The organism is Mesorhizobium oxytropidicola (assembly GCF_056174625.1).
The window spans coordinates 245769-272006 of record NZ_JBWBWK010000002.1 but is presented as its reverse complement, the minus strand read 5'-3'; the positions used below and the strand labels follow the sequence as shown (position 1 = coordinate 272006).

Annotated in this window: 17 protein-coding genes and 5 pseudogenes; 10 read left to right on the top strand and 12 right to left on the bottom strand. The window is 60.0% G+C overall.

The window, feature by feature from the left end:
* Nucleotides 1-151 precede the first annotated feature (151 nt).
* From AC0V8S_RS36715 to AC0V8S_RS36705, 3 genes and pseudogenes are all read left to right on the top strand, one after another.
* A pseudogene (locus AC0V8S_RS36715) lies at nt 152-1491 on the top strand (serine hydroxymethyltransferase).
* 55 nt (nt 1492-1546) lie between these two features.
* A complete protein-coding gene (gene metK / locus AC0V8S_RS36710; RefSeq protein WP_475439101.1) occupies nt 1547-2722 on the top strand; it encodes a methionine adenosyltransferase in 1176 nt (391 codons plus the stop codon).
* Between the two features lie 106 nt (nt 2723-2828).
* A pseudogene (locus tag AC0V8S_RS36705) lies at nt 2829-3818 on the top strand (adenosine kinase); the annotation flags it as partial.
* A 661-nt stretch (nt 3819-4479) separates the two neighbouring features.
* Here the strand turns inward: AC0V8S_RS36705 and AC0V8S_RS36700 are convergent.
* A pseudogene (locus AC0V8S_RS36700) lies at nt 4480-4656 on the bottom strand (conjugal transfer protein TraH); the annotation flags it as partial.
* 581 nt (nt 4657-5237) lie between these two features.
* On the opposite strand from AC0V8S_RS36700, the gene AC0V8S_RS36695 reads away from it, so the two are divergent.
* The 3 genes and pseudogenes from AC0V8S_RS36695 to AC0V8S_RS36685 form a co-directional block, all read left to right on the top strand.
* Nucleotides 5238-7328 (top strand): prolyl oligopeptidase family serine peptidase, encoded by a 2091-nt coding sequence (locus tag AC0V8S_RS36695; protein WP_475439100.1) that lies wholly within the window; start codon nt 5238-5240, stop codon nt 7326-7328.
* Nucleotides 7329-7516: 188 nt separating this feature from the next.
* On the top strand, nt 7517-8212 hold the full coding sequence (locus AC0V8S_RS36690; protein ID WP_475439166.1) for an OmpW/AlkL family protein: 696 nt from the start codon (nt 7517-7519) through the stop codon (nt 8210-8212).
* Nucleotides 8213-8344: 132 nt separating this feature from the next.
* Nucleotides 8345-9156 (top strand): annotated as a pseudogene (locus AC0V8S_RS36685) (DPP IV N-terminal domain-containing protein); the annotation flags it as partial.
* A gap of 160 nt (nt 9157-9316) precedes the next feature.
* Here AC0V8S_RS36685 and AC0V8S_RS36680 read toward each other — a convergent pair.
* A complete protein-coding gene (locus AC0V8S_RS36680; protein WP_475439099.1) occupies nt 9317-10621 on the bottom strand; it encodes a lysine N(6)-hydroxylase/L-ornithine N(5)-oxygenase family protein in 1305 nt (434 codons plus the stop codon).
* 350 nt (nt 10622-10971) lie between these two features.
* Here AC0V8S_RS36680 and AC0V8S_RS36675 point away from each other — a divergent pair, with 350 nt between their 5' ends.
* The gene (locus AC0V8S_RS36675; protein ID WP_475439098.1) at nt 10972-11379 is read left to right on the top strand and encodes a hypothetical protein; all 408 of its coding nucleotides are present in this window, start codon (nt 10972-10974) and stop codon (nt 11377-11379) included.
* Nucleotides 11380-11609: 230 nt separating this feature from the next.
* Here the strand turns inward: AC0V8S_RS36675 and AC0V8S_RS36670 are convergent, their stop codons facing one another.
* Nucleotides 11610-12362: a carbonic anhydrase gene (locus tag AC0V8S_RS36670; RefSeq protein ID WP_475439097.1), complete on the bottom strand. Its 753-nt coding sequence runs from the start codon at nt 12360-12362 to the stop codon at nt 11610-11612.
* A 2116-nt stretch (nt 12363-14478) separates the two neighbouring features.
* Complete coding sequence (locus AC0V8S_RS36665) at nt 14479-14604, bottom strand: hypothetical protein (protein WP_258598557.1); 126 nt, start codon at nt 14602-14604, stop codon at nt 14479-14481.
* Nucleotides 14605-14786: 182 nt separating this feature from the next.
* Here AC0V8S_RS36665 and AC0V8S_RS36660 point away from each other — a divergent pair, with 182 nt between their 5' ends.
* From AC0V8S_RS36660 to AC0V8S_RS36650, 3 genes are all read left to right on the top strand, one after another.
* On the top strand, nt 14787-15320 hold the full coding sequence (locus AC0V8S_RS36660) for a peroxiredoxin (RefSeq protein WP_183455271.1): 534 nt from the start codon (nt 14787-14789) through the stop codon (nt 15318-15320).
* A gap of 73 nt (nt 15321-15393) precedes the next feature.
* Nucleotides 15394-16857 (top strand): RNA polymerase factor sigma-54, encoded by a 1464-nt coding sequence (rpoN, locus tag AC0V8S_RS36655; protein WP_183455272.1) that lies wholly within the window; start codon nt 15394-15396, stop codon nt 16855-16857.
* A 90-nt stretch (nt 16858-16947) separates the two neighbouring features.
* Nucleotides 16948-17896 (top strand): IS630 family transposase gene (locus tag AC0V8S_RS36650; protein ID WP_475439165.1). Its coding sequence is split into 2 segments (ribosomal slippage): nt 16948-17283 and nt 17285-17896, totalling 948 coding nucleotides; the frame shifts between segments, so codons are not numbered across the junction.
* Between the two features lie 31 nt (nt 17897-17927).
* Here the strand turns inward: AC0V8S_RS36650 and AC0V8S_RS36645 are convergent.
* The 8 genes and pseudogenes from AC0V8S_RS36645 to AC0V8S_RS36610 all read right to left on the bottom strand — a co-directional run bounded on the left by AC0V8S_RS36645 (nt 17928) and on the right by AC0V8S_RS36610 (nt 26228).
* Nucleotides 17928-18548, bottom strand: coding sequence for a nitrogen fixation protein NifQ (locus tag AC0V8S_RS36645; protein WP_183455451.1), 621 nt, complete (start codon nt 18546-18548; stop codon nt 17928-17930).
* 21 nt (nt 18549-18569) lie between these two features.
* Nucleotides 18570-18866 (bottom strand): annotated as a pseudogene (gene fdxB, locus AC0V8S_RS36640) (ferredoxin III, nif-specific); the annotation flags it as partial.
* 297 nt (nt 18867-19163) lie between these two features.
* A complete protein-coding gene (locus AC0V8S_RS36635) occupies nt 19164-20216 on the bottom strand; it encodes an LLM class flavin-dependent oxidoreductase (protein ID WP_475439096.1) in 1053 nt (350 codons plus the stop codon).
* Nucleotides 20217-20539: 323 nt separating this feature from the next.
* Nucleotides 20540-22138 (bottom strand): SDR family oxidoreductase, encoded by a 1599-nt coding sequence (locus AC0V8S_RS36630; protein ID WP_475439095.1) that lies wholly within the window; start codon nt 22136-22138, stop codon nt 20540-20542.
* Between the two features lie 335 nt (nt 22139-22473).
* Nucleotides 22474-23079 carry a nuclear transport factor 2 family protein gene (locus AC0V8S_RS36625; RefSeq protein WP_183465735.1) on the bottom strand — a complete coding sequence of 202 codons (606 nt, stop codon included), beginning with the start codon at nt 23077-23079 and terminating at the stop codon, nt 22474-22476.
* Nucleotides 23080-23246: 167 nt separating this feature from the next.
* Nucleotides 23247-23492, bottom strand: a complete 246-nt coding sequence (locus AC0V8S_RS36620) for a ferredoxin (RefSeq protein ID WP_183465736.1) — start codon at nt 23490-23492, stop codon at nt 23247-23249.
* A 43-nt stretch (nt 23493-23535) separates the two neighbouring features.
* Nucleotides 23536-24753: a cytochrome P450 gene (locus AC0V8S_RS36615; RefSeq protein WP_475439094.1), complete on the bottom strand. Its 1218-nt coding sequence runs from the start codon at nt 24751-24753 to the stop codon at nt 23536-23538.
* 914 nt (nt 24754-25667) lie between these two features.
* On the bottom strand, nt 25668-26228 hold the full coding sequence (locus tag AC0V8S_RS36610; RefSeq protein ID WP_183455278.1) for a type II toxin-antitoxin system VapC family toxin: 561 nt from the start codon (nt 26226-26228) through the stop codon (nt 25668-25670).
* Nucleotides 26229-26238 lie beyond the last annotated feature (10 nt).

Sequence of the window (26238 nt, the reverse complement as noted above, 5' to 3'; positions counted from 1 at the left end):
ATTCTTGGTCGATCTCCTGCCCCCCAACGATGGCCATCATAAACGAGACCTCCAACGCCTCGAAGCGACGATGCAAGACGATCGGGCGAAGGGGACCTCCTGCTTAATCGTCGAGACAGACCAACCCAAAAAAGCGGAGCGCGAAACTATCATGGACAACTCCGCCGACGGCGCCATCGCGCAGCCCGACACCTACGGACGGTCTCCCTTGGCCGCGGTCGATTGCCGCGTTCACGAACTGCTTATAAGACAGGAGCGGCAGGAGCGCACGACGCTCAAACTGATCGCTTCTGAGAACTTCGCCTCTTCGGCCGTGCTGGAAGCGACCGGCTCGATTTTCACGAACAAGTACGCCGAGGGATACCCCGGTGCGCGCTACTACGCGGGAAACGAGATCGTCGATGAGCTTGAGAACCTCGCCATTGAGCGCTTGAAAACACTATTTGGCAGCGAACACGCCAACGTCCAGCCTTATTCCGGCTCGCCGGCCAATCAGGCTGTCTATCGCGCGCTTTTGAGCCCGGGAGACAAGGTGATGGGCTTGTCTCTCCCCGGTGGGGGTCATCTGACACATGGATGGGCCGTCAACTTCTCCGGCGCTGATTACAAACGCGTCCCCTATGGGCTGCACGAAAAGACGCAGCAGATTGACTATCACCGCTTGCGCGAGACGGCCAAGCGGGAACGGCCGAAACTCATTTGGGTCGGCGGAACGGCTTATCCGCGTGTTTTTGACTATGCGGCAATGGCCGAAATCGCTTCGGAGGTGAACTCCTATCTGGTGGCCGACATCGCACACATCAGTGGCCTGATTGTCGCAGGAGCGCACCCGAACCCCGTCGGCCATTGCGACGTCGTCAGCAGCACGTCTCACAAGTCAATCCGCGGTCCCCCGCCGGGGGCTTCATTTTGTCAAGGAATGAAGATCGCTACCAGGCGCTCTATCATCCGAAAAGCAAACACAATCTCGCCAAACGTATAGACCGTGCGGTGTTCCCTCTCCTGCAGGGCGGACCGCATATGAATATCATCGCCGCTCTAGCTGTCACTTTGCAGGAAGCCGCGACCCCGTCCTTCCGTGTCTACGGTCAGCAGATCGTCAAGAATGCCAAGGCGCTGGCCCAGGCGCTTCTGGAGCGAGGGTATGACCTGGTCACCGGGGGGACTGACAATCACATGCTGATCCTGGATATGCGCGATCGACCACTGTCAGGCAAAGCCTATGCGGAGCGATTGGCAAAGGCAGGCATCATTACGAATTTTAACATGGTGCCGGGCGACCCGCGCCATCCGGCGGTCACAAGCGGAATTCGCCTGGGGTCGCCAGCAGTGACGTCCATGGGCATGCGCGAGGCGGAAATGGTGCAGATTGCCGCCTTCATCGACCTGGTCTGCCGCCAGCCCAATGATCCGGATGTCCATGCCTGCGTGCGGAGAGAGGTCGCCGACTTCTGCGCTGCGTTCGAGGTCCCTGGCATCACCGACAGGTAAGGCGGGCAAATCGAAGGTTGCCACCTAACTCCAACATCTGAAGCGAGGACATTCAATGACTAGGCAGTTCGTATTCTCTTCCGAATCCGTCGGCGCGGGACACCCGGATAAGATGGCCGACAACATCTCGGATGCCATCCTGGATGCGATCCTCCGCACCGATCCGAAGGCGCGCGTCGCGTGCGAAGCGTTGGTGAAAACAGGGATGGTCGTTCTGGCTGGCGAGATCACTAGCGATGCGCAGGTCGATTACAGCCAAGTTGCCCGCGAGACGATACTCGATATTGGATACGATGACGATGCCATCGGCTTTGATGGTCGCCGTTGCGCCGTCGTTCTGGCTCTCACCGAGCAGTCGCCCGACATTAGCCAGGGCGTTGACGAGGGACGAGGGCAGGATCTCGACCAGGGAGCGGGGGACCAGGGCCTCATGTTTGGCTTCGCATGCAGCGAGACCGATACACTCATGCCTTTGCCGATCCAACTCGCCCACAGTCTGACGAAAAGGCAGGCGGAGGTGCGGAAGGCGGGACAGCTTGGCTGGCTGCGCCCGGACGTAAAATCTCAAGTGTCCGTCCGCTATGAAGGTTTGCGCCCGGTGGCGCTGGATACCATAGTCCTGTCGACGCAGCATGCGGAGGAAGTCTCACAAGAAACAGTCCGCGAAGGCGTCATCGAGGAGATCATAAAGCCGGTCCTGCCTGCCAACTTGGACACGACGGGGATCAGGTTCCTGGTCAATCCAACCGGCCGGTTCGTGGTCGGTGGGCCACGCGGCGACTGCGGGCTCACCGGACGCAAGATCATCGTCGATTCCTACGGTGGGATGGGTCGTCACGGCGGCGGCGCCTTCTCGGGCAAGGACCCATCCAAGGTTGACCGCTCGGCCGCCTATGCCGCGCGGTACGTCGCAAAGAATGTCGTTGCCAGCGGCCTTGCGGAGGTCTGCGAGGTTCAGCTTGCCTACGCAATCGGCGTGGCTGCCCCGGTGTCTATCCTCGTCAACACTTTCGGGACCGCAAAGATCGAGGAAAAAAAGATCGAGCGCCTTATTCTCGATCTTTTCGATCTCCGACCGAAAGGCATCATCAAGATGCTTGATCTCTTGCGCCCGATTTACCGCAAGACCGCGACATACGGGCACTTCGGCCGTGAAGAGCCTGAGTTCACATGGGAGAAGACGGACAGAGCTGACGACTTGCTGCGTGAGGCAGGACCGGCAGCTGCGTGAGGCGCCGATGTTGGATCCAGCTACATGCGGCAACCCATTCCAACTCCCGAGACCCGCGCCCGGCCGGCATGGCAGAAGGCCAGCGGACCGTTGAGCGGAGACTTTGATGCCGGAATATGACGTGCTTTGCATCGGCAATGCCATTGTCGACATCATCGCCCAGTGCGACGAGGAATTCCTCGAGACCAACGGCATCATCAAGGGCGCGATGAACCTCATCGACACCCAGCGCGCCGAATTGCTCTACAGCCGCATGGGCCCGGCGATCGAGGCCTCCGGCGGCAGCGCCGGCAACACGGCGGCCGGTGTCGCCAGCTTCGGCGGTCGCGCCGCCTTCTTCGGCAAGGTGTCGAATGATCCGCTCGGCGAAATCTATATCCACGACATCCATGCCCAGGGCGTCGCCTTCGACACCAGGCCGCTCAAGGGCCTGCCGCCGACGGCGCGCTCGATGATCTTCGTCACCCCCGACGGCGAACGCTCGATGAACACCTATCTCGGCGCCTGCGTCGAGCTAGGGCCGGAAGATGTCGAGGCCGACAAGGCTTCCGGCGCCAAGGTCACCTATTTCGAGGGCTATCTGTGGGATCCTCCGCGTGCCAAGGAAGCGATCCGGCAGACGGCGAAGCTGGCGCACGCAGCGGGCCGCGAGGTGTCGATGACGCTTTCGGATTCGTTCTGCGTCGACCGCTACCGCGACGAATTTCTCGACCTGATGCGCTCGGGCACCGTCGATATCGTCTTTGCCAACAGCCACGAGATCAAGTCGCTCTACCAGACCACCTCCTTCGACGAGGCGCTGGCGCAGATCCGCAAGGATTGCAAGATCGCCGCCGTCACCCGCTCGGAAAAGGGCTCGGTCATCGTGCGCGGCGACGAGACCGTGGTCATCCAGGCGACGGCGATCAAGGAACTGGTCGACACGACAGGCGCCGGCGACCTCTATGCCGCCGGTTTCCTGCATGGCTACACGCAAGGCCGCGACCTCAAGACCTGCGGCGATCTTGGCTCACTGGCGGCCGGATTGGTGATCCAGCAGATCGGCCCGCGCCCGCGCCAGAACCTGCGTCGCGAAGCCGAGCAGGCGGGACTCGTCCATCCGCACGTTCCAATCGCTGGCTCTCGCCTTCCCGTTGAGAAGGCTGTCCAGGGACCGCGGGTAAATTGAAACCCCACGATCCCCGATAGGCGGCGGCTTTCCGTCTGCGTCCAGATCAGCAGAGGGATAATATCTGGGTTCCATCTTGTCTTCGCGGCGGCAGAGCCAAGCCTCGTCTCAATCGGATTTAGGCAGAGAGTTGCTGCTGGGCAAAGCGAAACCTTGGCGCCGGAGCCGTGCTTCAGTTCTCCTTTGGCACCGCCGTGCCAGATTCTGGCCGGGTGGTTTAAAACACCCGCAGAAATCGCGCACCGATCCCTCGCGGTCGACCTGTTCTTCCTTTTTGAATAGTTAGGACCGACACATGGCAGTTCGCGAGATAGCTGCGTCTCGGCGCTACGCCCTTCAGCTAGCCCGCCTTAGCCCTTTGCGCCTTCTCGGCCGCGGGTCTCAAATGGGCAAGTGCTGCGCATGACTCCCTCATAAGCGGATCGTACGAGACAGATCTCGGCGCCCCCTTCAAGAATTCGCCGCGCATGTCGACCGCAACGGCTGCCTATCATCGTCTCGTTGCTCCCTCCGCCGTCTTTTCCCGTCGAGGCCTCATCGATAGTATTGCCGTACCATCTGTGTTGATGCCGTAGCCTTGCCGAAAGCTCTATGCCATACGGATGTTGGCGCAGGCGTCCGCCAGGTCGGGCTTCAGCTCCAAGGAAGCACCTACCCCATCCGAATACCGCGTGGCAGGGACGCGCATGACGGCCGTGCCGATATACTGCCCGGACAAAGCGATGGCTTGATCAAGGTGTGGTTGTCCGGGGGGAACCAGCATGACCCGATTGCCGGATCAAAGGTAATGGCAAGCGGATCGGGCTCAATGAACTCGCGACGATCTCCGGCGCCAAACCTGGATCGCCGTGCGGCTGAATAGGGCAGCGCAGAGCATAGGTAGCTCATAATCAAGGTTTGAGACAGGAGCGGCAGCCGACGAGCCGCGCCAGGCGATCGTGCTGGAGTTCTGGATGGTACGCTGGCGGTGTCAGCGGTCCACCAGCCATGCCGGCGGGGATGACGGCGTGGGCAATGCAGTTGACGATGAGCCTTACTGCTTGAGTCTTCCGCAATGCCCAACGAGCTCGCGCAGGAGACCGATCAGGCGTTACCCACTCGTTGTCGGATTTCCGACGATGTCGGACATGAGACACAACGCTATCAGCGTGATCGCTTGTTCTGAAACGATTTTCCCAGTTGGCACGACACATGCAGTCCTATCCGCAAACGCACTGCCGCGCCGCACCGACTGAGAAGAACTCATCCCATGATCACGCTTTTCAAGTATGCGGTCGCCGCCGCGAACACTGAGCGTTCCCGAGCCGACGGAAGCCTTTGCGCTTTCATTCTTCAGGTTGTCCGGACATGACCGCATTCGATTTCCGCCCAACGCTGAATGCTCCCGACGACGATCCCTACCTTTGGCTCGAAGATGTGGAAGGCGAACGGTCGCTTGACTGGACCGCCAGCCAGTCGGCAAGGACGCTGAAGCACTGCGGGGGAACGCGGTTCGAGCGCGACCGCGCGGCCCTGACGATGATTTTCGACCGTTTCGACAGGATTCCCGCGATTGCTCGCCGCGGTCAGTACCTCTACAATTTCTGGCGAGATGCCGGAAATCCGCGCGGATTGTGGCGCCGGACCACCCTTGCCACCTACATGAAGGCGGATCCCCAGTGGGAGCTACTGCTCGATCAGGATGCCCTCGCGGCTAGCGACGGAGAGGACTGGATCTGGGGCGGCGCGTCGATCGAGCCGCAGAGACGGGAAAAAGCCATTCTGCGCCTGTCGCGCGGCGGCAGCGACGCGGTCGTACATCGCGAATTCGACCTGAGGTCTCGGAGCATTGTCGCTGACGGTTTCAATCTCCCGGAGGCCAAGGGCGGCATTGATTGGCTCGACCCTGACACGCTTCTGCTTTCCAGTGCGCTTGGTGATGGCATGGCCACCCGCTCCGGCTTCGCGCGTACCGTGCGGTTGTGGAAGCGGGGCGCGGATCCCCTCACCGCGCCGGCAATCTTCGAGACCGGCTGTTCCGGATCCCTAGGCGTGTCTGGTCATGTGGACCGCACCGCCGAGAGCGAGCGCCTTTGGTTCATCGAGAATACTGGCTTCTTCGAGCAGATAGTCCGAACCGGCGACAAGAGCGGGCCGAAGATTGAAATCGACTTTCCTCGGGACGCCTGGTGGGGTGTCTTCGGCGATTGGCTGGCGGTAAAGCCGGGCAAACCCTGGACGGTGGGAGGGACGACCTATGCCTCCGACGTACTGATCGGCATCTCGCTTTCCTCTTTCATCGCCGGCGAGCGCGGCTTTGTCACCCTGTTTGAGCCAGGCGAGAGGCGCTCCCTGCAGTCATTTTTCTGGAATAACGGGGAGCTCATCATCTCCTACCTGGCGAACCTCGTTCCGCGTTTCGAGACGTTCACTCCGGGCCGGCAGGAATGGACGCGCCGAGCCCTGGACACGGTGCCCGCCGAAGGGACTGTCCACCTGTGGTCCCTCGATGCGGAAGATCACGAGACCAATGGAGAGATCCTCGTTTCGGCTCAGGACCCGATCACGCCACCGCAGCTGCTCCTATTGGATCTCAATGACGCGCCGCCTCTCGGTAAGCCAGTGATCCTGAAGCGCAACCCGGAGAATTTCGACGCATCCCGACTGACGGTCACGCGCCACGAGGCAGTCTCGATCGATGGTGAGATGATCCCCTATACGCAGGTCGGTCGGGCGGACGGGAACGGCGATGCCCCGGTTCATCTCACCGCCTATGGCGGGTTCGGCATATCGCTCCTGCCCTCCTACAACTCCGCGCTGGGCAAGCTGTGGCTCGAACGCGGCGGCACGTGCGTGGTGGCGAACATCCGTGGGGGCGGCGAGTTCGGCACCCGTTGGCACGACGCCGGGCGCAGACAGGGCAAGCGTCTCGCCCATGACGATTTCGCCGCCGTTGCGGCCGACCTCGTGCGAAGGGGCATTACGCTGCCGAGGCGGATTGCCGCCGAGGGCGGCTCAAATGGCGGCCTCCTGATCGCCAACATGCTTACCCGCTATCCTGAGCGTTTCGGCGCGCTGTTCTGCACAGTCCCGCTTATCGACATGCGCCGCTACACCAGGCTTTTGGGCGCAAGCGGGATTGACGAATATGGCGATCCCGACAAGCCGGAGGATTGGACTTTCCTCAAGGAAATCTCCGCCTATCACGCCGCGACGGCAGGGCAGCCCTATCCGCCGATCCTGCTCGCCACCACGAAGCGGGACGACCGCGTCCACCCGGGCCACGCGCGTAAGATGGCCGCAAAGCTGCAGGCTCTTGGCTATCCCGCCTACTTCTACGAGCCCAGCGCGGGCGGGCACAGCCACGGCAAGGACAACCGGGAGCGGGCAGCATTCATTGCCCTGGGGAACAATTTCCTTCGCAGTGCCATCGGCTGGCAAGCCGATGGCGTTCGATAGGTGGGCGCGCAACCCGAACAAGGCAACGTCAAACAAAAGTGAGCACAGATCGGTGATTGCGCGAAGCCGCGAATAAAGTCGGTGCAGTCTCGTGCAAGTTAGCATGAGAGATTGCTTCAATATACATTCATCAGAGGAGATTCTTAGCAGTGAAGTTCATCATTTCTGAAGGTAAAGGAGAGAATAACATGATGAGAAAGCGAATGGGCGTGGCGCGGGGAGTAACAGCGGCCGTCGGTCTGATGATGGTGGGACAGCAGGCCGTCGCGGCGGAGCCTCCGGTAGCCGCAAGCGTGCCGCAGGCAGGGGTCTCGCTCACGGAAGCGCCAAGCCCTTGGCAGATCCGCCTGCGTGGGTTGGGGGGCATCACTGAGGATTCGGGATACGTCAACGGAGTGCCCGGCTCCGGGCTTTCCTATTCGGACACCGTGATCCCGGAACTCGATATCTCGTATTTCTTCACGGACAACATCGCCGCCGAACTCATACTCGGCACCACCTATGCCAACATCGACGGCCAAGGAACGCTCGGCGGGCTGGGCAATATCGGCAAGGTTTGGCTGCTGCCGCCTACGCTCACAGTGCAGTATCATTTTACCGATTTCGGCGCCTTCAAGCCCTATGTCGGTGCCGGCGTGAACTACACGATCTTCTATAACCAGCATGCCGGCAGCGCCGATGATCTCAAGGTTAAGAACACGTTCGGCACGGCGCTGCAGGTCGGGTTCGACTACATGGTGGATCAACACTGGGGCGTCAACTTCGACGTGAAGAAGCTTTTCCTCAAGCCAGACTTCGACGTCACGGTGGCCGGGGCAAAACTGACTGGAAAAGCGGCGCTCGATCCCTGGTTGATAGGCGCAGGTGTCACTTACCGCTTCTGATACGGAAGGCGAAGGTGGCTCTCCGACAGCCGATCTGACATTAAGGGCGCCTCGTGCGCCCTTTTGCCGTCGGCCCGCCGGTCCACTTTTGTCAACCAGACGTCAACCCAGGTTGTCCGAGCTGTCGGATATGCGACCTATGCCTGCACCAGCACAACGTGGGATGTGGAGGCCCCGGACACGCAGCTCAGCCATGACTACACGCCGCCGGCTGAGAATAACCCCGACCAGAGGAGCGTCTCGCCCGACGGCAAATGGATCGCCTCTATCGATTGCAGGATGTTGCGCTGAGCCGGGACGGATCCGAGGGCAATTACTACGTCTTTTCGACACTGAGCTGGTCGCCGGACTCGCGCCACCTCGCGGCTTACCGCGTTCGCCCCGGCTACAAGCGGGAGATCCCCTACCTCAATTCGTCGACGGACCAGTTGCAGCGCGAATATTCAACGATGGTCTATCCCAAGCCGGACATGTCCTTCCGCTGCCCCAGCCGGACCTGTTCGACATTGCCAGCCGGCGCCAGGTCGCGATTGACAACGCCCTGTTCTCGAATCCCTTCGAACTTTCCTCTCTCCAATGGTGGGAGGACGGGCCGCAGCTTCACTTTCGAATATAACCAGCGCGGGCATCAGCTCTATAGGCTCGTCGAGGTAGACGCCGCCACTGCCGCGCGCGCTGCCTGATCGATGAAACCAGTGAGACCTCCGTCGATTACCGGCCGCTGGCGGCGGGATCAGGAAGGTACCGGAAAAACCTTTCGTCACGATGTCGATGACGGGAAGGAGATCATCTGGGTGTCCGAGCGCGACGGGCACGAGCACCTGTACCTGTTCGCCGGACGGACGGGCGCGCTCAAGAGCCAGATCACCCGAGGTGAGTACGTGGTCCGGGGGGTAAACCATGTCGATTCGGTCAAGCGCCAGATCCGGTTCGAGGCGAGCGGTTGAACCCGCGAGAAATACACCCTCCCGGAACAGTGCGATGCGCCGATGGGTCCAAGGCCTCGTTCCGTCACGGTCATTTTTGAGCAGGTGCCGGCCTTGGCCGCAACGGCGGCGGACATCATTCCTTGGATGCCACCGCCAATGACCAAGAGTCGACGCGTCATATCCCGCTGCCCATTTCTTCGCCTGCGGTGTCGCACCAGCTCTCGAGGGAGGTACGGCTGATGAATCCAGGATGCTCGGGGTTCGCGTATGGCGAGCGCCCAAGAAGGCTGTTGAGGATGCGACGTGCTCGCCAGGCCAGCAGCCTAAGATTCGGATCGGCCAGCCCGCGCTGCCCGAGGTTCGCGTTCTGTACGAAGATGCGTCTGTCACGCGGTCCGTCCCAGGACACCGAAAAGTCCTCGCCAATAACCATCTCTTTGTCGATCTGTTCCAGCCGGTCCGCGATCGGTTCCAAGAAGCCTGGCACCGCGTTCTCGTAACCGGTGGCCAGGATGACGATGTCGGCCGTGACTTCTTCGATATCGTCAATGCCGCGCTGCAGGGTCAGCCTGTGACCCGCGCCGGCGTTGATGCAGCGCGAGACGTTGCAACCCGGCCACAGTGCGATGTCGCATTGGTTTGGCTCGAGAAATTCGTGGCGGTACAGCGCCTGATACACAGCGCGCAGCGTGCTTTCCGAAATGCCGTCCGAGGCAAGCACAAAACGCCGAAGGAAGAGCTTGCGCTGCGACTCGCTCATCGCCGCGAAACGATCCGAAAAGCAGGGCATGAACAACTCGTTTGTGAACGGGCTGTTGTCGATGGGCAGGTAGTTTTCGCGCTGTGAGACCCAAGTGATCGAGGCAGGCCGCTGTTCGTTCGGCCGGCTGACAAGATGCAACAGCACCTCGGCTCCCGACTGTCCCCCGCCAACCACGCAGACATCCTTTTTCCGCACTTCTGGATGGATGTGCAGTACATCAGATGAGTGGAACAGGTTGGCCCCAGTCCAGCCCTGAAACTGAGGCGGAATTTGCGCCTGCTTGCCAATTCCGACCACCACGTTTCTGGCGCCAAGAACCGCGTCGTCCGTCCGCACCTGAAACTCGCCGTCAAAGCGGATTTCGCGCACCGTCTCTCCGCCGCGGACAAGCGGATTTTTTTGGAAAGCCCAGTTCAGGTACTGCTCGAACTCAGCTCTGAGCACGGCCTCGAACTGTGCGTTCAGGAAGTGGTACAGACGCCCGTTCTCGTGCAGGTAGTTTACGAAAGTGTAGGCCGATCGCGGATTCACCAGCGTGACCAGATCCTTGAAGTGGCTGACCTGGAGCTCCGAGGAATCGAATGCGCTGCCTGGATGCCAGCGGAAGTCGACTTGCCGATCCAGGAACAGTGCCCCTTGCCCGATTTCCTCGTGTAACTGACACGCAAGGCTCAAATTAGACGGGCCAGCACCGACCCCAATGCAAGAGTGCTCCACTTGTCTTGCTCCTATAGCGTTTCCCAATAAGGGATGTTCGCGGCAAGTATCGGCCATAGCTGTTGGGCTTACCCTCCAGCAGTGATTCTCGACCTTGGTGCCGCTGGATTTGCAGCAGTTTGTCCTCGCGTTCGTGTTGTCGGGTGTGAAGCCCGTGGATCCAGCCCAGTGATAAGATCAACAACTCATGCCGGCGACATGTGGCGATTGGGCGGATTGTCGTATGTCCGCCACGTCGCCGTCAGCGACATGCTTCCAAGCCTCCCGTATTTAATCGGCGCAGTCGCCCGCCTTGGCCATGATGCGCCGACCTTCGACCGGCTTGGTGACCGTCAAGGCTGCGGTGTTGAATGCAGCGACAGTATTTTTCGATGAGGCTGATCAGAGGAGGACATCCGCTGGGGCGTTCTGAATGTCCCTGCATCGAACGTGCCAGAAGGAAATTATGTCAAACCAACGGGCAGCAGGTTTGTGATCGGGTCGGGTATCTGCTCACGGCAGACTCAGACCAAGTTGCAACGGCCAAAATGTTTAGAGAACGATTCCCCGATAAGCAGATCATTAGTGTTGCCCGCCGGGCCGATCTCACAGCAAAAGAGATTTTGCCTCACGTTCACGATATCCGGTCAATCGAGAAAGCGACTATTGAAGCCTGCCAGTTTGAGGGTGCGGTCATAATCGTGAACGGTGAAAGGCTGGCTAAACGACCAGCTGAATATGCGCCGCCCGAAACTGCCGCCATTCAAATTGCAAACTGAGACAACCGCAGCGTTGTGCAGACTGTTGCGGATGGAATGCTGGACGAGACAATTAGAGCGTTACTGCATAGGACCAGTGACGCGTCAGACGCGATAAAAAGTTCCAAAGGGCAAGGCCGTTCTCCTGGTTGGAAGTGATGCGGGTCGGCAGCTCTCGCCGACTCGCACTTAAGTTTCAAAGCTCGTGCCATTTGCTGAGCTTTGCTGGATGGAACCGCAACAGAGCCGACTCAACCGAGGCCCAGAATGAAGCGCCGATTAGGTGAATGGATAGGCCGCGCGTTCAACGGGTAGAGTGAGGTAAATCGCTCGATGTCTGCGGGGTCGACGTCGACCGGCTCCATTGCCACCATCCACTCGACGTTTTCGGTGCATGGCGGTGTCGTCAATGACCCCTCGTAGGTCCAGTAGCCAAGCGACGCCGGCAGGAGCCCGTTGGGATCGACCTCGTCGACCGCGATCTCCTCGCCTGACTTTCCGGGAAAGGCCGCGGCAAGGCCGGCAAAGCTGACATTTGTCGCGCCCGGCCTCAAAAAGACGCCCAGCACACCCAGACCACCGCTCTGTGTGTCCTTATGAACGAAATGCGCTTCCATCGGGAAGGTCTTGCCCGCCACCTGGTGTTCGCTCGGCGCATGAAAATGGAACTGTACCAGTTCGTAGACACGATCCCCGCGAGTCAGCGTGCTGCCTTCCGGCATATTGATTTGGATGGTGTGACCGTTGTTCACCATGTTGCCGCCGCCTTTTCCCCAACCGATGGCGATATGTGGAATCTCGGCCTTGACTGCGCTCTTGATATTGATCGGTGATTGCTGCGTGCCTGCCGAGCAGGCGAAATTTTTCTTGTCCAAATCGGCCCAGTGCTCCGGTCCGTCCGGGCCTGTATATCCCCAATGAGTGCTGACCGCATGCGCGGCTTGAACGCAAACCAGGCATGCTCCGAGTGCGACGAACCCTTTAATCAGATTACGACGATGCATATTGTTTTTGCTCCTTAATGCGAACTGATGTTTCCGATTGCCGCTGTCCTAGCAGGCCCCTGATCGCCAATAGGGCGACGCATGTGGTCAAGTGCGGGGCGACGCCTGGCGCAAGCCTTGGCTTCCGTCCATGAAGCAGACTGGCGGCTTCGACTCCGCAACCGCGCTGATTTTAGGCTAACTGATTACAGGTTGACATTGAGCAGACCTGAACGTGGTGGCACACCAATAACACTCGCGGCGGTACCGCATCTAGGGTTGCGTACAATCTTGCGAATTGTTCTCGCTATTCGCGGCGGCAGAGGCAAAAGTGCTTCGACATTCGATCGTGGAACTGGAACACAGCGCCCACGGCAGCCGTCACCAGCGTAGGGGACTTTTTCGCCGGGATCGTAGAACTTCTCATTCTCCTCACAGAAACTACGCGGTTTGTCGCGGCCGTTGTCACGGGAGAGTGCGTCCCAGCCTTGTTCGCGACCGATTGATCCTTGCCCTCGCAAGCCAAGGTGGCGTCATCGCCTCGACTAACGTCGTTCCAGACATTGCCTTGAAATCCAAGAGCACGTCGTGACCCTCGCTGCCGAGGGTTTCGGGAACTTGAGCTACCCGAATACCCATTGTTATCCCAAATACTACTTGTGATACGGCCCACCAAAACCAAGCGCCTTCATATATTTCTCAGCGGAGCTTTGGAAAATCGATTGGTTGGATGGCGCACATTTACGGGATGGATATCTTGATGTCGCGTTCGCCTTTCTGCTTACCAATGCCCCGGCAGCGGCGGATGAGCAGCGAGGATCCGGCGGATGCGGAGGCGAAGATGGGTTTCGGTGTTCTGCAGCACCCCGCGCGGTCTCTTTGGAGCAAGTGATGATCTAGTCACCCCGACCATGGCGCGTGTTATCGCGTGTTATACGGCGAACAAAAAAGGCGACGGGCGGCGGCGGGCAGGGACGCCGGCGACCAGTTGCGTTCCTGCGCGTCTGTGGCATGCCGGGCGACATAAACAGGTTGGGGTCCATCGCTACTTCGAACCCAACATGGTCTGAAACCGGTCTGGTCGCCATCTGGTTTATCTCGGAGGTCAGTGTTCATGCACCGGATTGAGATCGCACTGCTGATCACACAGTCGCGGTTACCAGTAGTTGTACAGTCCCGCCGGAGGCGGCTGTTGCGGGGGCAGTCCACCCGCCACGAGCGCGGATGAGATCGGTCGCGAATTCAAGCAGCTTGGGCCCTCCGCGACGCACGGCCGACAGGCAGAATTATCGAAGCAAGTTGCGTGCCGGACTTGCGCCGATGATGCTGCACCACTTCTCCGTGCGCGCGGCCCGGCCAGGTCACGATTTCGTCGGGCTTTCGACATTCTCGTGCAGTCTCAGACACAACATGGTTTGCTGGTGGATACCTCACCTCACCCCACCTCAGTCGCGCAAACGGACCGACCTGCCCTGAACGAACGCGGCAGCCACCTGAGCCAGAGCGGAAGTTGTGACCGCCTGACAGTACGCGCCCGTAGTGCGACCTTCGGGGTGTGATTGGACGCCCACCGCAAACTGCCTGTCTTGCGAGCCCGCGGATTTCCGAGCTTTACGACATCGCCGATCGATACCACTTCGATCCAGGGAACGCTGATACGGTGACCTGGTCGAGCTCAGTACCTTTGCTGAGGGGCGAGTAAGCGACTAAAGGCGCGCCCCGCTCCTGCTCGCGCCGAACGGTTGCCTGCGAAGCAGTGAACCCCTGCTTCAAGTCAAATGGCATGGCGCTTGCGATGTAGTCCCTAGAACGCATCCAGCACATATGAAAGCCACGAACGAACATGGCCTACACGCGAAGCTGCATGCAAGCGCCTGAGGAAACTATGCCCATTCCGGCTATACATCGACGTATCATCCCTTCCAGACCTCCGTGCTCGGTAGCTGTCTTGCGCATGGCTGTTCTGGGACCGACGCGCCAATTCATGGCGCTCCCCCAATTGCTGGCCGGTCCTGATCAATGTGTGAGTGTCAAAGAACTCCCAAAAAGGGATGCCCAAGCTGACGTCGGCGCGTCACTGCCAACCACCTTCGGTACTCCGAAATCGGGGCTCTCTCGCAACCCAACAGTTGGCGCGTCACAGCCCTATTTCGAAACTGCCCCTTCTGATCACCACGCCTGTTTCCTCGATGACGAGCAGCGGGTCGTCGATGTCCCCTTCAGGCGATCGCCGCAAAAGGCTGTCGGCGCCGCCCGATGCCACCAAGATCACCTATGTCGACGTCGTTCGGGTGATGAAGACCAGAAGCCAAGATGCTCCCATCCCACGAGAATCAAAGCGGGTCGGGAACCGCAAGACCTTATCTCGTGCCTGGGGCGCCGAGGCCGACAAATGTCGGCACGCCCAGAAGGCGTGCACAAGTTTTCATTTAAAGGAGCAAGCTGATGACGGTCCACAAGAGGGTTCCCTTCGTCACCTTTCTCACGCGTGTGCGCGATGAGTCAGTTCAGGGGCCCAATCCATATCGCTGGGAAGAAAAGACATCCGACGACTACTTTGCCGGCAAGCGCGTCATCCTGTTCTCGCTACCTGGCGCCTTCACGCCGACCTGCTCGACCTACCAACTGCCCAAATTCGAAGCCCTCTATGACGAGTTTGAGAAGGAGGGAATTGAAGCCATCTACTGCCTTTCCGTCAACGATGCCTTCGTCATGAATGCGTGGGGGAAATCCTTGGGCCTGCAGAAGGTGCGGCTCATCCCGGATGGATCGGGCGAGTTTACGCGCAAAATGGGCATGCTGGTTGCCAAGGACAATCTCGGCTTCGGTATGCGCTCTTGGCGCTACGCCGCCCTTATCAACAATGGCGTGGTGGAGCAGTGGTTTGAGGAGGATGGTTTCTCCGACAACTGCGAGGCCGACCCCTATGGCGTATCATCCCCGCAGAACGTTCTTGAAACCCTCAAGGCTGCCGCATGACCTAGCGGCGTCAAAGCCTCGCAGATCCCATTGGCCACCGCCAGAGCCACGCTCGACAGGAGTCGCGCCCACCATGCAATCCTCAGCAAGCCTGCTTCAGCGTCAGAAGCAATCTATGATTGCGTCGCCTCAACTGATTGAGTCGATCCGATTGCTGCAACTGGCGCATACCGAGCTGCATCAGTACGTGGGGCAGGAAATCGCAAAGAACCCGCTTTTGGAGTTGGCGCCAAGCGAGGAAGGGCCGTCTGGAGATGATTGGTCGATTCCGGGAGAGGATCCCGACATCGGCGCACGTGAAAAGGACTTTGACAAGCCGACCAGTGCCGAGGCCCCGGAAAGGTTCATGCAATCGAAATCGACCGGCAACACAGCCAACGCCCCGCCGGGCGCGGGCAATGCAGTCGACAATTTTTCCGTCTCCGCCGAAACATTGCACGACCACGTCGCGCGTCAGATCGCCCTCACTGCGTTCACATCGCAGGAGAGGCTGATTGCTGGCCAGCTTGCCGCTCACCTGGAAGATACTGGCTATCTTCAGGTAAGCCTTGTGGAACTGGCCAGCAGCCTAAACGTCCGGGCGGACGATGTGGAACGGGTGCTCGGAATCTTGCAGCACTTTGATCCACCGGGACTTTTTGCGCGAACTCTCAGCGAATGCCTTGAGATCCAGTTGCGCCAACGAGACCGGTTCGACCCGGCGATGGCAGCGTTGGTTGCCAACCTTGAGATGCTTGCGCGACGCGATTTTCAGGCATTGAAGCAGCATTGCGGCGTCGATGAAGAAGACCTTCTCGACATGTTGCATGAAATCCGTGCTCTCGACCCCAAGCCTGGAAATCAGTTCCACACCGGAGGGCCGGAATGCGTCATGCCTGAAGTCTGGGTCATGCCCTCGCCTGGCGGTGGGTGGCAAATCGAACTTGATCCGAACACGCTACCCAAGCTGCTGATCAACCATACCTACTTCGCCGAAGTCTCGCGCGCGGCCGTCCAAAATTCGAAAGATCAAGCATTTCTCCACGAATGCTTGCAAAACGCGAACTGGTTAATCCGCAGCCTCGATCAGCGCGCCAACACGATTCTTAAGGTTGCGACTGAAATCGTGCGCCAGCAGGAGGCCTTTTTGGAACATGGCGTCTCCCACCTGAAGCCTCTCAATCTCAGGACTGTCGCTGAAGCGATCAACGTGCACGAGTCGACGGTAAGCCGGGTGACATCCAACAAGTACATGCTTACCCCACGCGGTGTTTTCGAGCTGAAGTACTTTTTCACTGTCGCGATCGCCTCCTGCGAAGGGGGCGACGCGCACTCCGCCGAAGCTGTGCGCCATCGGATCAAAGCGATAATCGCCGGAGAATCGCTTGCTGACGTGCTTTCCGACGATGATATCGCTGTCCGGCTCAAGGAAACCGGCATCGATGTTGCACGCCGCACCGTCACAAAATATCGCGAAGCGATGAACATCCCCTCCTCTGTGCAACGGCGACGGGAAAAGCGCTTATGGCTAGAGGGCGATCAAGGCTCCGCGGCCTAGAGCGGTTCACGCCTTGATGGAATCGAAGGGGATTCCCGATTTGTCGGTTTTGTGATTCAAGATGCTGGCTGGAGTGGAGGCCAGCATCTGATGACCCGACCTCTTTCCAATGACCTTCGCGAGCGGGTTGTGGCGGCGGTTTTGAGTGGTGAAAGCCGCCGGTCTGCCGCCAGACGGTTCGGCATTTCGGCTTCGGCCGCGGTGAAGCTGTTGCAGCGCCATGGGACGACCGGCTCGGTAGCACCGGGCAAGATGGGTGGGCATCGCAAGAGGCTACTGGAGCCGCACCGTGCCTTCATCGAGGCGCGTATACGTGAGATGCCGCATCTGACGCTGCACGGTCTGAAGGATGAGTTGGCTGGTCGCGGGGTCAAGGTCTCGCACAACGCGGTGTGGCTGTTCTTGCGCCGCGAGGGCCTGAGCTTCAAAAAAAACGCTGTTCGCCCTTGAGCAGGCGCGCGCCGATATTGCCCGCAGGCGTCAGCGATGGCGATCCTGGCAGACCGGTCTCGATCCGCAGTGCCTGGTCTTCATCGATGAGACCTGGATCAAGACCAACATGGCTCCGTTGCGAGGCTGGGGGCCGAGAGGCAAGCGGCTTCGCGGCTTGGCTCCGCACGGCCATTGGCGCACGCTGACCTTCCTTGGAGCGCTGCGCTGGGATCGGCTCGCGGCACCTTGTGTCTTCGACGGGCCAATCAACGGCCAATGCTTCCGCGCTTATGTCGAGCAGCAGCTCATCACCGTGCTGAAGCCCGGCGATATCGTCGTCATGGACAACCTGGGAAGTCATAAGTCGGCGGCCATCAGGCAGATGATCAAGGCTGCTGGCGCCAGGCTTTGGTACCTGCCGCCCTATTCTCCGGACCTCAATCCGATCGAGCAGGCCTTCGCCAAAATCAAACACTGGATGCGCCAGGCTCAGAAACGCACCGTCGAGGAAACTTGGCGCCACATCGGCCACCTCGTCGAAACCATCGAGCCAGCCGAATGTAAGAACTACTTCGTAAACGCCGGGTACGCTTCCGTCAAAACGTGAAAGGCTCTAGCAGCGCTGACGAAAGCGGCGCTTAATCCAAAGCGATCCCGTTCTTGATGTGTGCGAGGCGGCTTTCGCCTTGCTCGGGGCCGAAGCAGCTTTCGAAATCATTGCATTCCCGGCAAGTGGGCGCGGTGCATAGCGAAAAACCTTCGGCCTCGCAGAGTTTGCGGTAGAAGTACTTCTTCCATTTCATGTTTTGGGTGTTGCCGGCTGCCAAGGTCGGAAAATGCGTGGCAAGCAGGCGGCTGAGCTCGGCCCGATTGAGAAGGCCAAGATCCTGCCAGAGATGGTTGTTGCGCATGGCACGCCGGGCGACGATCTTAGCGAAGCAGGCGCTCGCCGGATCGCCCGGCCGGGCATGCGCCAGCAGCAGGCTGTGCAGAAGTTCTTCTTCCATTTCCGGCTTGGGGTCGCATAGCTCGTCCAAGGCGAAGGCGTTTATCGCGGTAGCGGGGAAACTGTGGGTCAGCACGTCGCGCAGCTCTGCGCGCGAAAGGCCGGTCGACTCCGTCGCCGTCGCCTCGCCGGCCTCGACCTCCTCGAGCGCACACGAAAGCACACAGGCAAGCACATGCTGATCGAACCCCCTCTTCAACTCGATCCGCGGCCATTGGCGGGCGCAGAGCCAACCATAGTGATGAGCGAACATGGTGCCGTTCTCCTGGTCGTCTGCCGCGACCTTGTCGGCCGCAACATGCGTCTGGCAGTTCTTTGGGTAAATGCGGGCTCCGCAGCCAATGCAGCGGCCGGCCTGGTCGACGAGCATGATCATGCGGTTGAGCTCGGCGTCGAGGTGTTCGCCCTCGCCGGCGCCGAGGATTCACTCGCTGATCGACGCTATGGAGGTGCACCGCGCGCGCGAGCAGACCTTGAAGCAGCGGCCGAAGCCGATGCAGGTCGTGCCGTCGAGAGTGGTCAGATATCGCGGCACCCATCTGGAGGCGTCGCGGGTGACGAAAGCGCTCATCGGGAGTTCCCCAATGCATGGAGCTTTCTTGCAGCTGCTGAGCGCCCGGGGTACCGCGGACATGCGGAAGCTGCATCCTCACTATGCGAGCGGCATAGTGACACCGCTTCCGGGCCGCAGACCAGAGCCACAGCGATGGATAGCCTGGCAAGGCACTGGTTTGACTGATCCTCGACATAGGTTACCCCCAACCCCATCGCGACAAGCGACCTGGAGATTCCGTCCTACCTTGTCCGCGCGCTTCTGCCCTTTCGAGACGACAAGCAGATGAGGTGGAAGCTCAAGCCGTTGCGGATTTCAAACCCTCGCCTGAGGGAGGGACTTGTTGACCGCCGGGATGATCTTGTCTCCCCAGAGCTCGATCTGGCGCAGCATTGTCTTTTGGTCGAAATCCCCCAATTGGGTCTGAATTGCGATCTGGTCCGGTTTCAGGATATCCATCTCTTCCAGTAGGCGATCAATCACGCGATTCACGCTGCCGATCGGCAGGTTCTCGCGCATAGTCTCCAATGACAGATCCTGCTGCGTCGGCGTTTCCTGCAGCAAATAGCCGTCCAGGCTCTGCTGGCGGCGCTGATGCAGTGCTTCAGACAGCCGGCGCTGGAAGCGGGCATTGTCGAGATAGCTGTTTATCTCTGCCTGGTCGTCGCTGGCATAGCAGCAACGCAGCAGCGATATCTTGGCGTCCGTGACATTCTTACCTTCGGAAGCCGCCGCCTCCTCGATCGATTCGCGCAGCGTGCTCAAAGTCTCTAAGCCGTTGTGGAATGCTGTGACAAAGAAATTGTGTCCCTCGCGATAGGCCCGGCTCATGCGCAGGGGACCGCCGGCGATCCAGATCGGCGGGGTCGGCTTCTGGACGGTGGGCACCGAAATCGCCGTCGGGGGTATCTTCTCATACCGGCCATCGTGCTCGAAGATATTTTGGTTGAGGCCCTTCAGAAGGATGTCCAGATATTCCGAAAAGATCGCTGGCGCCTCATCGATGTTGACGCCGAAGCGTTCGAACTCGAATTGCTGGTATCCCACGCCGACTCCGAGCTCGAGACGGCCGTTCGCCACGACGTCGGCGAAGCCGATCTCGGAAAGCAGTCGCTGCGGGTGATAGAGCGGCAACACGCAGACGGCAGTGCCGAGGCGAATGGTGCTTGTCAGGCCGGCGCAGTGCGCCACCATCATCAAGGGCGACGGAACAAGGCTGTAATTGTTGAAGTGGTGCTCGGCGAACCAGGCGGTGTTGAAGCCAGCCTGCTCCGAAAGAACGGCTTGTTCGATTGAGTTGCGGATGACGCTGTCGGAGGATTGATGATAGCCGCGCTGGGCGGCCAGGATGAAGGTTGCGAATTCCATGGTCTTTCATGTCTCCAGAGGGAATTGGTAGATCAGGGGATGCGATCGGCATGCGCGCAGAAGGCTTTGGCCACGGTGTGGATCCGATGCTTGGCGGCGGCATAGTCTTGCGGCAAACCGCTCGCATTCTGCGGTTGCACGCGCGCCCGCGAGCGGTTGGAACTGCTTCGACCGCGATGGGGACGTGTTCGTCGCCGCCGAAAATCTTCGATCCTAGACAGCGCTGCGGGCGCGGCGCGGGCGGAGCTTGAAGCCTTGGATGTCGTCGGCTTCGACGAGCCGCAGCCGTCGCCTGGCGAATGGCGAATGGCGAATGGCGATAATCAACCAGCGTCCTCCGCAAAATATTCGTCATAGAATTCGCTGGCGTTTCCCGCGTCGCCGAACGAGGTCCAGCCGCCGTCCACATAGAGGATCGAGCCGTTGATGTATGAGGCGTCAGACGAAGCGAGGAAAAACGCCGCGTCTGCGACGTCTTCCGGCCGTCCCATCATGCCCATCGGAATTCGTCGTGCGATCGCTGTTGAGTCGATGCGGCCGGCCTTCAACTGAGCAAGTGCAGGCGTGCGGATGTAACCGGGAGCGACGGTGGCTGTCCGAATGCCGATCGGCCCGAGTTCGGCCGCCATGCATCGGGTCAGCATGTCCATCCCCGCTTTCGAGGCGCCGTAGGCATGGCGCGGCGCAAAGGGCAGAAAGCTGTTGATCGATCCGAGATTGAGGATCACGCCGCCGGGGCGCATCGCTTTGGCCGCCTCACGCGCGCAAGTGAAGGCGCCGGTGAGATTGACATCCAGGACCTGGTCGATTTCTGCCGGCATTTGTTCGATGCCCGCCACAAAGGTGTCGGCAATAGAAGCACCGTTGACGAGGATGTCGATGCGCCCGAAGCGTCCCCTCATCTCCTCGAACAGCGCCACCACCTCGCTCTCGATGGCCACATCCACGAATTTCGCCAGGTTCTTTCCGCCGAGCGATCCAGCGAGTACAGTAGCGGCAGCGCGATCTTTATCAGCAATCACGACGGTATCGCCGGTCGTTGCAAAACGGCGAACTATGGCGGCGCCTATGCCGTTCGCGCCACCCGTGACGAGCACGATTCGCGCATCGGTTCGTTCGCTCTCAGAAGAGAGTTCGGATCTGGGCGTCCCTTCCACCGCCGGGTGCGCGTCCCCCGGCTGGTTGAATGACGTCCAGCCGCCGTCGACCACCAGCACCGATCCGGTGATGTAGCGCGCCTCAACTCTGGTCAGAAAACGCACGGCCCGGGCGATCTCGTCGGGCCGCGCCATGCGGCCCATCGGCACGCGGCGGCGTACCGCCGCAAGGTCCATTTTACCCGCGCGTTCCAGTTCTGCGACCATCGGCGTGCGCACATAGCCTGGCGCAACCGCCGTCACGCGTATGCCGCGCGAAGCCCATTCGCATGCAAGCGACTTCGTCAACGAGATCAGGCCCGCTTTCGAGGCTGCGTAGGCATTGCGCCTGGGACTGCCGACCATCCCCGCCAGCGAAGCGACGTTGACGATGGCGCCGTCCAGCTTCATCCGCCTCGCCGCTTCGCGGGCCATGACAAACGGCCCAATCAGGTTTACTGCCAAGCCGCGCCGGAAGGCATCGGCTGCCGTGTCGACAGTCGCAGTCATGGTCGGTCCGATGGCCGCGTTGTTGATGAGAACGTCGATCTGAGCGAACTGCGCTTCGACCCGGCCATAAAGGGCGAGGACTTCCACGTCTCGCGAGACGTCGCATTCGAGGCCAAGATGCGGGTCGCCGAGGCCACGGGCCAGTTCAACCACGCCGCTGCCCGGAAGGTCCACCGCAACAACAGTGTCTCCACCCCCAGCAAGGATATCGACCAGGGCCCGGCCGATCCCGCCCGCGGCGCCTGTAATGATGACGATGCGTCCTTCCCGCTTCATAAGAACTTCTCCGCGCCGAGCCTCAGCGATGTCACCCCATCAATATTGGGCGGCCAAATGATCCGTTGCGGCAAAGCAGCACGTCCTGGTGATGGCCAGTTGGCCGGCGAAGCTGGCGACGGACCCTTTGATGAGAGCCGATCTGGATCCATGTAAGCCACTTGCCTCTGCGAACCGGTCCTCCGGTCTGAGCTTGGGGGTCGGAGACTGCCGCGCAACAGAGTCCCGTTCTTGCGTCAGCAAATTTATCAGCGACAGAGCAGACCGCTGTTGCGGTCACGCCGCTACGGGACAGAAAGACAATCCTCTCGGCTACGTCTTTACCGGGCAGGCTCTCACCGGGATCGCTGTGCCATTGCAAAATCATCATAGCTTTTGTCTCCGTTCGGAACCTCAGCAGGCCTGATGGCGAGGAGGATGCGATGCTTCTCAAGCGCGTAGACTGGGTCATCCGGATGAGGTGCGCCGATAGGCTGCCGCGACCCGAACCGTTCTGCCTCAGGGATCGCTGCTGGGATCTGCTCCTCGAGCCAATCGTAGACCACCGTCCGTTCGGCAATCCGCCACTCCCCTTCCCTTTTCTGAAACAGATCGCAGTAGCGCCCGCAGAGGAGCGTCTGGCGTACTTCTCCGTGTTTGTCCGGTCCGCGTTGCAGCGCGGTGAAATAGCTCTCGACCGCGGCTTCTGTCGGGGTGATGAATTCGATCAGGATGTTCGTGATCTGATGGATGTTGCGATGCCCGGTCTGGAAGACCCCGAGCGCAAACCGGATGAAGCCCTCTGCCGAGCCGCAATAGGCGCCGTGATTGTCATGCGCATCGAGCCAGTACGCGCTGCGCAACGCCGCCTCGTCCGCGCGATCTATCCCGCGGCAGTACCGATAGAGGCAGTCGCGGATCGCTTCACGGTCGAGTAGTTCGGTAATTTTTCCCTGGTCCATCGTCTTTGTCGCAAATCCTGTGATCGGAAGAGGTTCGCTAAGCCGCCCAAGTTTTTTCACACCATGGGAGCACCTCGTTTCCGGAAATGCCCCTGCACCGTTGGCCCAGGACGGCGGCGCGCCGCATGCCGTTCTTTCCAGTGTGCGGCCACATGGTCGACCCGCAATTAAACCCGCCGGCCTCTCGGTTGAATGACATCCGATTCAGCCCGCGCAGCGGGTGTAGCGTCGAGTTCCAGTGCACGTTCGGGGCAAGATCGCGTGCCTCGTGACGCAAGTAGGTGCTTCCCCTCCGCAACCTCAATGTCACCAGGCAGGATGTAGCCCTCCTCATCGAGCTTGAAGATATCGGGCGCTTGCGCCGAGCATCGCGCGTGGCCCTGGCATTTGGGTTTATGGACGATGATGCGCATACCGCTACCTTCAATTTCCGTGCCCGCTCGGGGCTGGGCTTCATCAGGACCAGTGCAGGATCAGATTTTTGATCCCGAATACATGGCCGCCAGAGGTGATGGGTGCCGTACCTTTCTTGATCCGGAAGGCCGGAATGCGCGCCAGCCACTCCTCCAGGCCAATGACAATCTCTCGCCGGGCAAGGTGTGAGCCAAGACAGCGGTGGGGACCATAGCCAAAGGCGGCGTGGCGGTTGTTCTCTCGCGCCAGATCGATCGTGTTGGGGCATTCGAATTCTGCCGGGTCACGATTGGCAATCATCGTGGCGCAGGAAACGTAATCCCCCTTACGGATCGGCACTCCTTCGAAGTCGATGTCCTTGGTTGCCACTCGGATCATCTGAACGGTCGGATAGGCGCGCAGCAATTCTTCAACTGCGAGCGCGATCCGGTCCGGTTCGCTCCGCAGCAGTTCCTGATCTTTGAGGTTGCGGGCGAGATACGCCAAGTCAAAGCCTATGGCAGCTGCCACCGTGTCGAGCCCCGCGACGAACACAAGCACGCCGATGCCACGGACTTCCACGTCGCTTAGCTGGCGGCCCTCAACCTGTGCCTGCAGGATGAAGGTCATAAAATCGTCGACCGGGTCCTTACGGCGCTTGGTCGCAAGTTCGTCGATAAAGGCAACAATTGTCTGGGCAGCGGCCGGTCGTTTCAGATGGTCGCCGTGGATGAGATCTTTCGCCCAGCCGACAAATGTATCGAGCCGGTGATCCGGCAACCCTAGAAAGCGAAGGAAGATGTTGACCGTGAAAGGAAAGGCGAACTCCTTCATGACGTCGCAGCTTGTGCCCGCTGCGGCAATCCTATCGATCAGCGCGACCGCTCGCTCGCGGATAGCCGGCTCCAATACCATGGCCCGCTTTGGCGAAAGCAGCGGATTGAGCAGTGAGCGAAAAACGCCATGGGCCGGTGGGTCAAGTTCGAGCGGGATCATCGGCCAGTTTTCGCCCAGCGCGGATGCGAAGATGCTGCGATGGCTAGAAAAGGTTTCAGCGTCCTGCAGCACCCGGCGCTGGTCGCTGGCGCGAGTGATGACCCAGGTGCCGCGGCCATCGCGCGTGTTGTAGGGAGAATAGAAGATCGGCGGCCCGGCATGGACGCAAGCGACCGCTGCGTGCGGGTCCCCGTTGGGCGCCGGCAGCATGCCTGGCGACGTAAACAGGCTGAAGTCCCTCACCATTTCGGGCGGGATGTGATCTGGAACCCAGTTAATCGCCATTTGGCTTCTCCTCAATGTCAGGCGTTCTGGCGCTCGATCGGGATCCCACGGCCGGTCACACGTCGATTGCCAGCGTTCGGCACGTCCTGGCTCAGGCGCCGTAAAGATTGGCCGTCACCGCTGAACTCCATCAAGCAGTGCTGACGTCCCCTGACTAAACTTGTCGGGGCAAGTTGCGTGCCGATTAGCGCACCGTTTGCGTTGCACCAGTTGGCCCGAACCGGTGGCCCGGTCTTGGCGGCCTTTTGGTCGGATTGCGACATTCTTGTTCAGCTTCGGACACACGAAGGAGCAAATGAAAGGACCCTCAAGCATGCGAACGCCGCGACCCGAGCCGAATTTGGTCCTCACCACTTCCCGAGTGGCGCGCTTGCTGAGAGCTGGAGGATGTCAAAGCCCCCTCGACAGAGCGGGAATAGCAACAGTGCGCGTCGTGGATGCTGCCACAGCGTGTATTCGCAGACCGCCGTGACTGCGCACACAAGAACGCGCTGGATCTAGAGACAGCGCTCCTTACGCGGTCGACACACAGTGCCAGCCAGTGTGCGACAATGCATCGGCCGGCCCGTCCGGAACGGCTTACCTCTTTCCCGAGCCGGTGCGGAAGTGCAGATTTAGCCTAACCATACAGCACCATTGCTCGGTCCGGGTGACCAAGCGAATGTGCGGCATGAGGTAGCAAAAGCCACCGATCATTATTCAACCCGTTGATAGCGAGTGACTATTTTCAACGTCTCCGAGGGTGGCGGACGGAGGCTTGACGCAGCCGTGCGGAACAGCTGCGGCATGTCTGAACCGTCGCCACCGACCGATTTTGGTGCTGTCTAAGACGTGCTTCCCGACGTGCGGATTGTTTTGATAGGCATGTCGGTGTCAAAGAATAAACCTTCCTCTTCAATCCCATTGAAGTGGCGCTACCTGTAGAAAAGCACTTTGCCCCCAGGAATGAGTTGTCGGCAGAAGTCGTAGTCGGCGATGTTCCGAGTCAACAGGACAAGCCCCGATTTCGATGCCTGCAGATACAGAGTGCAGTCATGCAGGCAGCGCAGCTTCTGGTCATCCTGGTAGCCCTGCAGGCGACAGAGCACGCCGTTCAGAACAGCAGCGCGGCCGAGGACGTCGGCATCGGGCGTTAGGATCCGGTGTCCGGGCATGGATCGGATTACCTCGGACACAGCCTTATGCACGCCCCCGGTGCGGGGATCGTCGGGCTTCAGGACACCAAGCGTGTGGGCCAACTCCTGGATGCAGATGGCTGAATGGTTGTTATGCCGACCGTCCATAATCTGCTTCACCAACGCAGGCGCTTTGCCTTGGAGCCTGTCGATGTACACACAGGTGTCGAGCAATAGCGCTTGCCCGCCGAGCTCGCCCTCGTTCACGAAGGGCAGCTGATCATCAGGTCGGCGAGCAAGTGTTTTGGTTGGAAAGCCACGAAGCGAGCGAAGGGCTGCTTCAACATCAAATTCTGACACTCAAACCTCA